Below are 12,730 nucleotides of genomic sequence, written 5' to 3'. Positions count from 1 at the left end.
CCGCCGGGGATGACCCGGCCCGGCCGACACCGTGCCTTCACCTGCCTTTCAGGATGTCCGGTGTCCGGGGGTGTGTCCTCCGGGGGCCGTGCGCGGCCCCCGGAGGACGGTCCGTTCCTACTTGGCGGAGCCCATCAGCACGTAGTCGTACATGCCGAGGTAGGCCTGGGTGACCGTGACGTTCGTCGCGGAGACCGGACGCAGCAGCAGGTTCTTGCGGTAGATCAGCGGCACCACGCTGGCGTTCTCGGCGACGGCCTTGTCGACCTCGCCCCAGGTCTTGGCGCGCGCGGCGTCGTCGGTGTTGGCGATGCCCTCGTCGAGCATCTTGTTGATCTCCGGGTCGTTCAGTTCCTGGACGTTGTTGCCGCCGGACGGCTTGATGGCCGAGCCGTTGATGATCTGGTCCAGGAAGCCGAAGCCGGTCGGCCAGTCGGCACCCCAGGCGCTCATGATCATGCCGAGCTTGTTGGAGTGGACGTAGCTCGGGTTGCCCGCGAAGTTCGAGAAGTACTTACCGGCCGGGTAGCTCTTGATCTCGGCGTTGATGCCGATCTTCTTGAGCGAGGCCTGCACCGCGGTGACCATGGCCATCTCGGCGGGGCGGTCGGAGCGGGCCGAGATCTTGGTGTCGAAGCCGTCGGCGTGGCCGCAGAGCTTCAGCTCCTCCTTGGCCTTGGCCTCGTCGCCCTTGTGGCCGGCGGACTCGTACAGGTCGAACTTGGTGTAGCCGTTGACGGTCGGCGGCAGCAGCGTCGTGGCGACGTCGCCCTTCGGGTCGCCGCCCTGCGCGGCCTGGACGGACGCCTTGTCGATGCCCCACTGGACGGCCTTGCGGCAGTGGACGTTGTCGAACGGCTTCACGTTGACGTTCAGACCGATGTACGAGGTGGCGCCCGCGTACGAGTTGTCGGTCTGCTTCTTCAGGTTCGGCTTGGTCAGCACGTCCGGCTGGGTCGCGGGGGCGACACCGGTGCCGGCACCGTCGGCGGTGATGTTGTCGGCGATGAGGTTGCTGTCGACCGTCTCCTGCTTCACCTTGAAGCGGATCGTCACCTTGTCCGGCAGGGCCGGGCGGATCGGGTCGGTCTTCGGGTCCCACTGGTCGTTGCGGACGAGGGTCGCGCCGCGGCCCTCCTCGTACGACTCGAACTTGTACGGGCCCGAGGACACGATGTTCTTCACATAGTCGGCGCCCTTGTCCTTCGCGGCGGGCACCGGGGCCGTCTGCGAGAAGGTCGCCAGGTAGTCGAAGTCCGCGAAGGCGTCCTTCAGCTTGAAGACGATCGTGCGGTCGTCCGGCGTCTCGATGGAGGCGATGCCGTCCGGGTTCTTGTCCTTGTACGGGCCCTTGTACTTGTCGCCGCCGACGAGGTGGGCCTTGAAGTACGTCGGGCCGTTGGACAGGGCCTCCGGCGCGAAGTTGGACCGCTCGACGGCGTACTTGACGTCCTTCGAGGTGATCGGGGTCCCGTCCTCGAACTTGAGGCCCTTCTTCAGGGTGTACGTCCAGGTCTTCGCGTCCGCGCTCGGCTTGCCGAGGCTCTCCGCGAGGTCCGGGACGATCTCCAGGCCGTCCTTGCCGGGGGCCGGCTTGAAGGACGTGAGGCTGCGGCCGTACAGGCGGGCGAAGTTCTGCACCCAGCCGTAGTAGGTGTTGCCGGGGTCCAGCGAGTCGGGCTCGTCGGACATCTCCAGCTTGAGGGTGCCGCCCTTCTCGGCCGACTTGTTGACGATCGACGTCAGCGCGGCGTCGGTGGCGCCGGCGCCGCCCTTGCCGCCCTTGGAGCCGCCGTCGTCGTCCGAGGAGCCGCCGCACGCGGACGCTCCCAGCGCCAGGGCCACAGCCGTGGCGACCACCACTGTCATTTTTCTGGTCTTCACCTGAAGGACATTCCCCTCAATCGATGGTTGCCGTGGCTTGCCGCCCACCGTGGTGGCGAGCGCCCGGACTCCTACTTGCTACGGGGGTCGAGCGCGTCGCGCAGCCCGTCACCCAGCAGGTTGAACGCCAGGACCGTGACGAAGATGGCCACGCCCGGCACGATCATGTACATCGGGTCGTTCCGGTAGAACTGGATCGCGTTGGTGAGCATCCCGCCCCAGGAGGACTGCGGCGGCGCGATACCGACCCCGAGGTAGCTCAGCCCGGCCTCGAAGAGGATGTTCGAGGGGATGAGCAGGGTGGAGTAGACGAGGATGGGCGCCACCAGGTTCGGCAGCAGTTCCCGGAAGAGGATGAACGGGCCGCGGGCGCCCAGGGACCGGGCCGCCTCCACGAATTCGCGATTGCGCAGGGTCATCGTCTGGGCCCGCACGATGCGGCCCATGTACGGCCAGCTGAAGAAGCCGATCACGAAGATGAGGACCGCGATGCGCAGCGGCAGCCCCTCCAGACCGAACGCCCCGTCCTGCAGCGCGGCCGAGATGGAGATCGCGAAGAGCAGCAGCGGGAAGGCCAGGAAGGTGTCCATCGTGCGGCTGATGAGGGTGTCCACCCAGCCGCCGTAGAAGCCGGCGACGACGCCGAGGACGACGCCGATCACCACGGAGAGCAGGGTCGCGCCGACCGCGACGACCATGGAGACCCAGGAGCCCTCGATGATGCGGGTCATGATGTCGCGGCCGTACTGCGGTTCGACGCCCAGCGGGTGGCTCCAGCTGATGCCGCCCCAGTCGCCGGTGGGCGCGAGCAGCGCGGGGTCGATGAGGTCCTGGTGGAACTCGTTGGGGTCGAGGCCGAAGACGGCCTGGATGGGCCGGGACAGCACGGCGAGCAGGATCAGCAGGATGACAACGACGCCGCCCGCCACCGCCACCTTGTCGCGCTTGAAGCGCGTCCAGGCGATGCGTCCGAGCGAGCGGCCCTCGATCTGGCTCTGCTTGACTCCCGTGAGTACTGCCTCCGGCTGCGCTTCGGCAGCCGATCCGGTGGTCTCGATCGGTGCGGTCACAGTGCCCTTGACCCTCCCGCCGGCGGTGGCCGGCCCTTGCTCGCCGCGGTGACGGCCTGGCGCGTGTCTCGGCCGCGGCATCGGGTGCGGCTGAAATGGTCGGTGCGGCGGACGTGTTGAGGTGTCCGCGGGATGTCCTCGGGTACAACCCCCGTACACCGGCGGACGCTCCTGGCCGGGAGTCTTCAACGCGGTTGTGATCACCCGCCAGACCTCACGGGGAATGTTTGCTCAAACGTGATGCGGCCTGCGGGCTTCCGCTATCCGGACAGCCCTGCCGCATGAGCGGACCACTCGGCCGCTAATCCACCAGAACGGACATGAGCCCCAACTGTGGTGATGCGGTGGTGATTTGGGCGGGCGTCGGGCAGGACTTGTCCGGTCGCGGGACATTTTGTCCCCGCGCGGCGGGCCGGCGGAAGGGGCCGGGCGGGCGTCTCAACAGGCGTGCGGAAGCACGGCGGCGCGCACGGGAGGCCCGGCAGGCGTACGGGAGGCTCGGGCTACGCGTACGGGAGGGTCAGTACGCGTGCGGGGCGGCGCCGGGCGTGCGGGGGTAGCCGTAACCGGGCGCGGCGTGCGCCTCGCGGTCGTAGAAGGGCCGGGCGTTGGCGCGCAGCCACATCGCGACCGGGTCGTACTCGTCGGACATGGCGACGGTGGAGACGGGCAGTCCCTCGGGAACGGCGCCGACCGACTGCCGCATCATGGCGCGCACCGCGTCCACGGACGCTCCGCCGGTGTCGTACAGGTCGAGGCCGACCGCGAGGTACGGGACGCCGAGCGCGGGCTGCACCCAGGCGCGCCGCAGCGAGCGGATCGCGGGGGTGTGGTGGGCGTTCTGGGCGAGCTGGGCGTAGAACTGGGGCAGTTCCACGGCGGGTTCGCTGATCCGCAGCGGCCCGGCGGGCATCCGGTCGAGGCCGGTGGCGATGCGGCGCAGGTCCAGCCAGGGGATGCCGACGCCGCCGCCGGGGGCGTGCGGATTGAGCCAGACGCCCCAGCGGTCGGGGTAGAGGGCGCGGGCGATGTCGAGGCCGGCGACGACCTCGTGGTCGCGGTTCCAGCCGCTGGCGGCCAGCTCCTGCGGGGAGGTGACGCACGGGGCGTAGCCGAGGCCGTCCACCTCCATGTTGCCGTACTGGGCGTCGGGGGCGCCGGGGCGTCCGTGCCACAGGAGCATCCAGACCCGGCCGGCCGCCAGGGCCCGGAGCAGCGCCTCGTACGCGTCGTAGCGTCCGGGCGCGACGTGGCGCAGCGTGTGCTCGATCTGCCCGGCCGCCGCGGTGCCTGACGCACTCACCCTGGTCCCGCCCCTCGTAGATCCTCTGTTTCGGCCCGCCGTGCCGGGGCATTCGGTACGGCGCGGTGCCGAGCCACCGGGGATCGGCCTTCGGCCATCAAACCAGCTTATGCGGCCGCACCGTCACCGGCTTGACGGCACGGCCGCCCCCGTCATCCGCCGAGGGCGCCGGACTCCTGCTCCCCAGCGCGCGTGTAGAAGGGCCGCACCCGTTCGCGCATCCACTCGGCGACCGGGTCCTGGGCGGCCGCGTCGAGCAGGACCAGGCTGACCGGCCAGGGCACCCGGACGCGGCCCAGCGCCCGGCCGAGGGCGTCCATGGAGGCGCCCTGGGCGGCGTTCTCCCAGGCCGCGGACTCGACGCCGACGAACAGGACGGGGTCGCCGCCCTCGATGCTCGCCAGGGCCCTGCGGGCGGTCAGGACGACGCCGCTCTCCTGGAACTCGCCGGCCGCGGCGGCCAGGAAGTCGACGGGCTCCTCCTTCCAGTCCGGCTCGTACAGCCGGACCCGGCCGCCGCTGGCCGGGCCGTCGAGCGGGGTGCGGCCGGCCCGGCAGAGTTCGGCGACGGCGGGCGGGGGCAGCGGCATGCCGACGGCGCCGCCCGGATTGACCGCGATGCCCAGCTGCGGGGGCAGTCCGCGGGCGAACTCGCGGGCCGGGGCGACCGTGAAGGACATGTGGGCGCCGACGCAGGTGAGGAACTGGTGCTCGGAGCTGAACACGGGGACGTAGGCGCCGCCCTCGATCTCCAGCGTGGGCAGGTCGAGCTCGCGGGCGTCGGCCCCGCCGCCGTTGGGCAGGGGCACCCAGACCTGGCTGCGGCCGAGCACTTCGAGCAGGCGGCCGCCCGCCTCCGGGACGCCGAGCGAGGCGCCCAGCGCCTCTTCGAGTTCATTGGCCGGCCAGCCGCCCTGCGGCCGGCTCCCGGCCGGTGCCGGAATGTCCACTGCTTCCCTCTCACCCGATGCCGTGCAGCAAGAGGTTACGGCCTGTTCCGGCCACCGCCACCCCTCGGGCGCCCTGTCCGCACTCCGGACAGCCGGTTACCGCCTCTCACCCTGTGCGTCCGCGAAGACGATCCGGGTCAGCGAACCGGCCGCCGCGCGGTCCAGCAGCACCGCCGACGTGCAGCCGCGCGGCAGCAGCCCGGCCCCGGTGTCGCGCAGGAGCCGCCCCACCGCTCTGCGGTGCCGGGCGAAGGCGTACGCGGAGACGCCCCGGCCGCGCTCGCGCTGGCCCTCGCGCGCGGTCTCGGCGGAGACGTCAAGCAGGATCAGATGGAGGCCCCGGCCGTGCCGCCGGGCATGGCGGGCGAGCCGGGCGCGGACCCAGCTCTGCGTGCCGCAGTCGTGGACGACGACGGGGGCTCCGGAGCGCAGCACCCGCCACAGCCCGCCGTAGTGGGCGAGGCGGACGAGTGGGCGGTAGAGCGGGTAGGGCAGTAAACGGGGCAGCCGGCGGGCCCAGCGGTCCCGGGTGTCCTGGGAGTCGACGGCGTACGCGGCGGCGGTGCGGGCGATCAGCGTGGACTTGCCGCTGCCGGGCAGTCCGGAGACCACCACGACGTCCCCGGCGGCGAAGCGCAGGACGCGCGGGGAGCGCCCGGCCCGGCCGCGCAGGTCCCGTACGAGGGGCGGGCCGGTGCCCGCGGTCCGCCGGGCGCGGGCGCCCGGCTGCGCGGGCAGCGCGCCTCCTGCGGGCACCTCGGTCCCCGCCGTCGTCGCGTAGCGCAACGTCATCGCCTCCCCCTGGCCGTACGGCCGACGCGTGCTGACTCCTACCTACCCCCGAAGTGTAAAGAAAAGGTAATGCGGCACAACGGTCCGACCCGCCGGAATCCCGCCGGGACCGGCGGCGGTCCCGGCTCCCCACTCCCCCGGAACCCGTGCGATGATGACCCCGCCAACTGCATACAGGCCGCTTGAATCCGCGCGGGAGAGTCCCGGCCCTCGTGCCGGGCGCCGAAGGAGCAAGATCCTCCCTTGAATCTCTCAGGCCCCGTACCGCGTGGATGAGGCAGATCTGAAAAGCGAGCCGCTGCGCGGCTCCACCCAAGGTGCAAGCCGAACCCCTCCGGGGGCTTTCGGCGAACCTCTCAGGTTCCGATGACAGATGGGGAGGATCGTCCTCGACGTCATGCCCTGGGAGCCCGTTTTCATGAGCAGCACCCCCCGTCTCACCGCCCTCCCGTCACCCACCACCACCCTGCCTGATGGTGCTGCGCACCAAAGCCCCATTCATGCCCTGCATCGTTCGCTCGGCGCCACGATGACCGACTTCGCGGGCTGGGACATGCCGCTGCGCTACGCCAGCGAGCGCGACGAGCACAACGCCGTCCGGACCAAGGCCGGCCTCTTCGACCTGTCCCACATGGGTGAGATCACCGTCACCGGGCCGCAGGCCGTGGACCTGCTGAACCACGCGCTGGTCGGCAACATCGGCACCGTCTCCACGGGCCGGGCCCGCTACACGATGATCTGCGCCGAGGACGGCGGCATCCTGGACGACCTGATCGTCTACCGGCTCGGCGAGACCGAGTACATGGTCGTCGCCAACGCCGGCAACGCCCAGCTCGTGCTCGACACGATCACCGAGCGCGCCGCCGGCTTCGACGCCGAGGTGCGCGACGACCGCGACGCGTACGCGCTGCTCGCCGTGCAGGGCCCCGAGTCCCCGGCGATCCTCGCCGCCGTGACCGACGCCGATCTGGCCGGCCTCAAGTACTACGCCGGGCTGCCCGGCACGGTCGCCGGGGTGCCCGCGCTCATCGCCCGCACCGGCTACACCGGCGAGGACGGCTTCGAGCTGTTCGTGGCGCCCGCCGACGCCGAGCGGCTGTGGCAGGCGCTGACCGAGGCCGGCGCGCCGCACGGCCTGATCCCGTGCGGGCTCTCCTGCCGCGACACGCTGCGCCTGGAGGCCGGCATGCCGCTGTACGGGCACGAGCTGACCACCGCGCTGACCCCGTTCGACGCCGGGCTCGGCCGGGTCGTGAAGTTCGAGAAGGAGGGCGACTTCGTCGGCCGCGAGGCGCTGGAGGCCGCCGCCCGGCGCGCCGAGACCGCCCCGCCCCGCAAGCTGGTCGGCCTGATCGCCGAGGGCCGCCGGGTGCCGCGCGCCGGGTTCGCCGTCACCGCCGGCGGCAAGGTCGTCGGCGAGGTCACCTCCGGCGCGCCCTCCCCGACCCTGGGCAAGCCGATCGCCATGGCGTACGTCGACGCGGCGTACGCGGAGCCGGGCACCGAGGGCGTCGCCGTGGACATCCGGGGCAGCCAGGAGCCGTACCGGGTCGTGGCCCTGCCGTTCTACAAGCGGCAGAAGTAGCGCCGCGGGGCACAGGGCCCCGCGCGACGTGACGCAGTCCTGTCTCACACCGTAAGACCACCGTTCATCAGCACACCCCCGCGTACAGGAGAATTCAGGTCATGAGCAACCCCCAGCAGCTGCGGTACAGCAAGGAGCACGAGTGGCTGTCGGCCGCCGAGGACGGTGTGGCCACCGTCGGCATCACCGAGCACGCGGCCAACGCGCTCGGCGACGTCGTCTACGCCCAGCTCCCCGAGGTCGGTGACACGGTGACCGCGGGCGAGACCTGCGGCGAGCTGGAGTCGACCAAGTCGGTCAGCGATCTGTACTCGCCGGTCTCGGGCGAGGTGACGGCCTTCAACCAGGCCGTCGTCGACGACCCGTCCCTGGTGAACTCCGCTCCCTTCGAAGGCGGCTGGCTGTTCAAGGTACGCGTCGCGGAGGAGCCGGAGGACCTGCTCTCCGCCGACGAGTACACCGCGTTCTCCGGCAACTAGAGACCCCAAGGGACCATCTGATGTCGCTTCTCAACTCCTCCCTCCACGAGCTGGACCCGGACGTCGCCGCCGCCGTCGACGCCGAGCTCCTGCGCCAGCAGTCCACGCTGGAGATGATCGCCTCGGAGAACTTCGCTCCGGTCGCCGTCATGGAGGCGCAGGGCTCCGTCCTGACCAACAAGTACGCCGAGGGCTACCCCGGCCGCCGCTACTACGGCGGCTGCGAGCACGTCGACGTGGTCGAGCAGATCGCCATCGACCGGATCAAGGCGCTCTTCGGCGCCGAGGCCGCGAACGTCCAGCCGCACTCCGGTGCGCAGGCCAACGCCGCCGCGATGTTCGCGCTGCTGAAGCCGGGCGACACGATCATGGGCCTGAACCTGGCGCACGGCGGTCACCTGACCCACGGCATGAAGATCAACTTCTCCGGCAAGCTCTACAACGTGGTCCCGTACCACGTCGACGACACCGGTGTCGTGGACATGGCCGAGGTCGAGCGCCTGGCCAAGGAGTCCAAGCCGCAGCTGATCGTCGCCGGCTGGTCGGCGTACCCGCGTCAGCTCGACTTCGCCGCCTTCCGCCGCATCGCGGACGAGGTCGGCGCGTACCTGATGGTCGACATGGCGCACTTCGCCGGCCTGGTCGCCGCGGGCCTGCACCCCAACCCGGTGCCGCACGCCCACGTCGTCACCACCACCACGCACAAGACCCTCGGCGGTCCGCGCGGCGGTGTGATCCTGTCCACCCAGGAGCTCGCCAAGAAGATCAACTCGGCGGTCTTCCCCGGTCAGCAGGGCGGCCCGCTGGAGCACGTGATCGCGGCCAAGGCGGTCTCCTTCAAGGTCGCGGCGGGCGAGGAGTTCAAGGAGCGCCAGCAGCGCACCCTGGAGGGCGCCCGCATCCTGGCCGAGCGCCTGGTGCAGCCGGACGTCACCGAGGTGGGCGTCTCCGTGCTGTCCGGCGGCACGGACGTGCACCTGGTCCTGGTGGACCTGCGCAACTCCGAGCTGGACGGCCGGCAGGCCGAGGACCGGCTCCACGAGGTCGGCATCACGGTCAACCGGAACGCCATCCCCAACGACCCGCGTCCGCCGATGGTCACCTCCGGCCTGCGCATCGGCACCCCGGCGCTGGCCACCCGCGGCTTCGGCGCCGAGGACTTCACCGAGGTCGCCGAGATCATCGCGTCGGCCCTGAAGCCGTCGTACGACGCGGACGACCTGAAGGCCCGCGTCGCGGCCCTGGCCGCGAAGTTCCCGCTGTACCCCGGCCTGAAGTAGCCCGGGCGGGCGCATTCGCGCCTCGGGGAGGGGCATCGCGCACACTGAGAGGTGGGCGCGGTGCCCCGTCCCTTGTCCCCCCCCGCTCTGTCCTTGCTTTCCGGGCGTCCCGCCCGTACCGCACCACCCCGGCAGACAACGGCGTCTACCAACCCTTGAGGAGTCACCCGTGGCCATCTCGGTCTTCGACCTGTTCTCGATCGGCATCGGCCCGTCCAGCTCCCATACGGTCGGCCCCATGCGCGCGGCCCGTATGTTCGCGCGCCGGCTGAAGAACGAGGGCCTGCTCGCCCACACCGCCTCGATACGGGCCGAACTGTACGGGTCCCTCGGCGCCACCGGCCACGGCCACGGCACCCCCAAGGCGGTCCTCCTCGGCCTGGAGGGCGAGTCCCCGCGCACCGTCGACGTCGAGGCCGCCGACGACCGGGTCGAGGCGATCCGCGCCACCGGCCGGATCAACCTCCTCGGGATGCACGAGATCGACTTCGACGCGGACGAGCAGCTGGTCCTGCACCGCCGCAAGGCCCTCCCGTACCACGCCAACGGCATGACCGTCTTCGCGTACGACGCCGAGGGCGCCCCGCTCCTGGAGAAGACGTACTACTCGGTCGGCGGCGGCTTCGTCGTGGACGAGGACGCCGTGGGCGAGGACCGGATCGTGCTCGACGACACGGTCCTGAAGTACCCGTTCCGCACCGGCGACGAGCTGCTGCGCCTGGCCCGCGAGACCGGTCTCTCGATCTCCTCGCTGATGCTGGAGAACGAGCGCGCCTGGCGCACCGAGGACGAGATCCGGGCCGGGCTGCTGGACATCTGGCGGACCATGCGGGAGTGCGTGTCGCGCGGGATGTCCCGCGAGGGCATCCTGCCCGGCGGCCTCAAGGTCACCCGCCGCGCCGCGAAGACGGCCCGCCAGCTGCGCGCGGAGGGCGATCCATCCCCAAGCTCTCAACTGGGTTCGAGCAGGGGAGGCCCCAATCCGCACGCCATGGAGTGGATCACGCTCTACGCGATGGCGGTCAACGAGGAGAACGCGGCGGGCGGCCGGGTGGTCACCGCCCCGACGAACGGCGCGGCGGGCATCATCCCTGCCGTCCTGCACTACTACATGAACTTCGCGGCGGGCGGCGCGACCGAGGAGGAGAAGGCGGACGGCGTCGTCCGGTTCCTGCTGGCCGCCGGCGCCATCGGGATGCTGTTCAAGGAGAACGCCTCGATCTCCGGCGCGGAGGTCGGCTGCCAGGGCGAGGTGGGCTCCGCCTGCTCCATGGCGGCGGGCGCCCTCGCCGAGGTCCTGGGCGGCTCCCCGGAGCAGGTGGAGAACGCCGCCGAGATCGGCATGGAGCACAACCTGGGCCTGACCTGCGACCCGGTCGGCGGTCTCGTCCAGATCCCGTGCATCGAGCGCAACGGCATGGCCGCGGTGAAGGCGGTCACCGCGGCGAAGATGGCGCTGCGCGGCGACGGCAGCCACAAGGTCTCGCTGGACAAGGTCATCAAGACGATGAAGGAGACCGGCGCGGACATGTCCGTCAAGTACAAGGAGACGGCACGCGGCGGGCTCGCGGTGAACATCATCGAGTGCTGAGGTTCTAGGCCCTGACCAGCGCTTTTGCTTCTTTCGGCGCTGTCAGGGCCTTCCTTGCTTACGCGACGGAAAGTCCCTGAAACCTCCCTGGGACAGACGTGAAAGTCCCTGAAAAGTCCCTGGGATGGCCCTGCTCCGAGACCCGGTTGAACGCCCTGGGTTGCCCTCGTGATCACCAGTGCACGCTGCGTCCGAGTAGATCAACAGACCAGTGGCGGAGCTCACGCATGCGGTTGCATCGCCTGGAGTCGCGCCTCGACTTCGGCGACGACGCACTTGGACTCCTCGGTCGGGCGTCCCGTTGGGTCGACCATCGGACACCTCATGACCTTCACCGCGAGTCCGTCGAGATCGACCATCGTCGTCACCTCTGCGCACTGACGGGAGTCGTATCGGGCGAAATCGTCAGAGTTGTCGACCAGAGCGATAAGGGACGGCAACCTCGTCAGCAGCTCGGACCGGAGATCCTGAATGACGCGTTGCATGCCCTCGAAGCGCTCGTGCAGCGCGAGCGCCTCGTCCTGTCTCTGCTTCACGGCGGCTTCGCGCCGCTCCAGTCCTCGCGCCTCTTCCTGCTTGCTGGCTTCGAGCGCCTGGATCCGCCATGTTGCTGCCAGTTCGAACGTGACCTTGCTCGAAGTGGCCTCGATCTGGTCCAACATCTTCCTGCCGGCCGCTCGCCCGCCGCCGCCGAACGCGACAGCCCCGCCGCCAAACCATGCTTCTGCGGCATTGCGGGCTACGGCCCCACGCAGCGTTTTGATCGCGCGGCCTGTGGAGGCGGATCCGAAGCTCTGGACCGCGCGATAGGACCCCGACTTGGCAGCATGACCGACGACAAATGGGAGCCCGAATACCAGAACCGCGCCGCCCGCCATGCGAGCGGCCTGCGCCGCGGCGGTACCACCTGTTCGCCTCAGCTCGACACCCCCCGCAACACTCGCGGTGGGCCTCTCGATCGTCGCCAGTTCGAAGTGATCCACGTTCTTCATACGCCCGTAGACGTCTCGGAAGGGAAGAACGGCCACGTCGTAAAGCATCTGCCGTGCCTTGTTCAGGGCGATGGAGTCCTCAGCGGCCTGCTGATCGAGCTCCTGAGCAGCCTTTTGCAAACGCTTGCGCGTCTTCCGGTTCCTGCGGACGAGCCCCACGGTGTCGCCTACGTCGATGGTCACGTTTCCCCCATGTGCTTTTTTTCAGGAGCTTAGTTGAGATCGTCGAGGCGCTTCCCGGCGTTCGACCACGCCAAAGTCACGCAGGTCGACCCGATCGTTCTCGGCCCTCCTCTCACGGATGGGAGTACGGAGTCCGTCCTTGGATCCGCGGACACGTACCACGGCAGCCACAGTGTGCTTCCGACGTGGGCCGAAGGATTCGCCCGCTACCTCCGTCCGCTTCTCGACTGCGACCTGTCAGTCAGAAGGGTGCACAAACGCTGCCTGACGGCCCGCGGAATGTCGGCCAGCCAGGAGCTTGCTGCACTGCCTGGGATCACCCGGTGATGATGTCCAGCCGTTGCCCCTGAGAAGAGGGGGCGTCGACCTGCATCCCTTCGATACCGATAGATTCAATCAAGAGATCGGTTCATTCAGGTCAGATTCGATCAACTTGGTTTATCGGCTTGTAACTTCCCTCACCCTGAGCTCATCCTGATCCGGTTCGGAGAAGCAGAAGATGTCCGGCCATGGCGTCGTGCCACGGCGGCTTCTGACTCGCGGACCCTGGAGAAACCCGTGGACACCCCTGTCCTGCGGGCCGGTTGTGCATGCTCGTCGCCGCCGGCACGTACCTCGGAG

The 12,730-nt window shown here is 70.0% G+C and carries 10 protein-coding genes and 1 riboswitch; of the genes, 4 read left to right on the top strand and 6 right to left on the bottom strand.

The window, feature by feature from the left end:
• Positions 1 to 117: 117 nt before the first annotated feature.
• From DNK56_RS26735 to DNK56_RS26715, 5 genes are all read right to left on the bottom strand, one after another.
• On the bottom strand, positions 118 to 1,869 hold the full coding sequence (locus DNK56_RS26735; RefSeq protein WP_199563695.1) for an ABC transporter substrate-binding protein: 1,752 nt from the start codon (positions 1,867 to 1,869) through the stop codon (positions 118 to 120).
• Between the two features lie 86 nt (positions 1,870 to 1,955).
• Positions 1,956 to 2,954, bottom strand: coding sequence for an ABC transporter permease (locus tag DNK56_RS26730; protein WP_111338359.1), 999 nt, complete (start codon positions 2,952 to 2,954; stop codon positions 1,956 to 1,958).
• A gap of 520 nt (positions 2,955 to 3,474) precedes the next feature.
• On the bottom strand, positions 3,475 to 4,257 hold the full coding sequence (locus DNK56_RS26725; RefSeq protein WP_111338358.1) for an enhanced serine sensitivity protein SseB C-terminal domain-containing protein: 783 nt from the start codon (positions 4,255 to 4,257) through the stop codon (positions 3,475 to 3,477).
• Positions 4,258 to 4,409: 152 nt separating this feature from the next.
• Positions 4,410 to 5,207 (bottom strand): enhanced serine sensitivity protein SseB, encoded by a 798-nt coding sequence (locus DNK56_RS26720; RefSeq protein ID WP_111338357.1) that lies wholly within the window; start codon positions 5,205 to 5,207, stop codon positions 4,410 to 4,412.
• 96 nt (positions 5,208 to 5,303) lie between these two features.
• Positions 5,304 to 5,999, bottom strand: a complete 696-nt coding sequence (locus DNK56_RS26715; protein ID WP_111338356.1) for an AAA family ATPase — start codon at positions 5,997 to 5,999, stop codon at positions 5,304 to 5,306.
• Positions 6,000 to 6,182: 183 nt separating this feature from the next.
• Positions 6,183 to 6,276: riboswitch (glycine riboswitch) on the top strand.
• Positions 6,277 to 6,417: 141 nt separating this feature from the next.
• On the opposite strand from DNK56_RS26715, the gene gcvT reads away from it, so the two are divergent.
• The 4 genes from gcvT (at position 6,418) to DNK56_RS26695 (ending at position 10,934) form a co-directional block, all read left to right on the top strand.
• Positions 6,418 to 7,584: a glycine cleavage system aminomethyltransferase GcvT gene (gcvT, locus tag DNK56_RS26710; protein ID WP_274543551.1), complete on the top strand. Its 1,167-nt coding sequence runs from the start codon at positions 6,418 to 6,420 to the stop codon at positions 7,582 to 7,584.
• A gap of 101 nt (positions 7,585 to 7,685) precedes the next feature.
• Positions 7,686 to 8,063, top strand: coding sequence for a glycine cleavage system protein GcvH (gene gcvH, locus DNK56_RS26705; RefSeq protein WP_111338355.1), 378 nt, complete (start codon positions 7,686 to 7,688; stop codon positions 8,061 to 8,063).
• A 20-nt stretch (positions 8,064 to 8,083) separates the two neighbouring features.
• On the top strand, positions 8,084 to 9,343 hold the full coding sequence (glyA, locus tag DNK56_RS26700) for a serine hydroxymethyltransferase (RefSeq protein WP_111338354.1): 1,260 nt from the start codon (positions 8,084 to 8,086) through the stop codon (positions 9,341 to 9,343).
• Between the two features lie 169 nt (positions 9,344 to 9,512).
• Entirely contained in the window at positions 9,513 to 10,934 is a 1,422-nt protein-coding gene (locus DNK56_RS26695; protein WP_111338353.1) for an L-serine ammonia-lyase, read from the top strand.
• 221 nt (positions 10,935 to 11,155) lie between these two features.
• Here DNK56_RS26695 and DNK56_RS26690 read toward each other — a convergent pair whose 3' ends face one another.
• Entirely contained in the window at positions 11,156 to 12,109 is a 954-nt protein-coding gene (locus tag DNK56_RS26690; protein ID WP_241990094.1) for a hypothetical protein, read from the bottom strand.
• Positions 12,110 to 12,730: the final 621 nt, after the last annotated feature.

The sequence above is a fragment of the Streptomyces sp. AC1-42W genome (assembly GCF_003248355.1).
In the GTDB taxonomy this organism is placed as follows: domain Bacteria; phylum Actinomycetota; class Actinomycetes; order Streptomycetales; family Streptomycetaceae; genus Streptomyces.
Note: the sequence above shows the minus strand (reverse complement) of the source record. Positions and strands in the feature narration are given on the sequence as shown.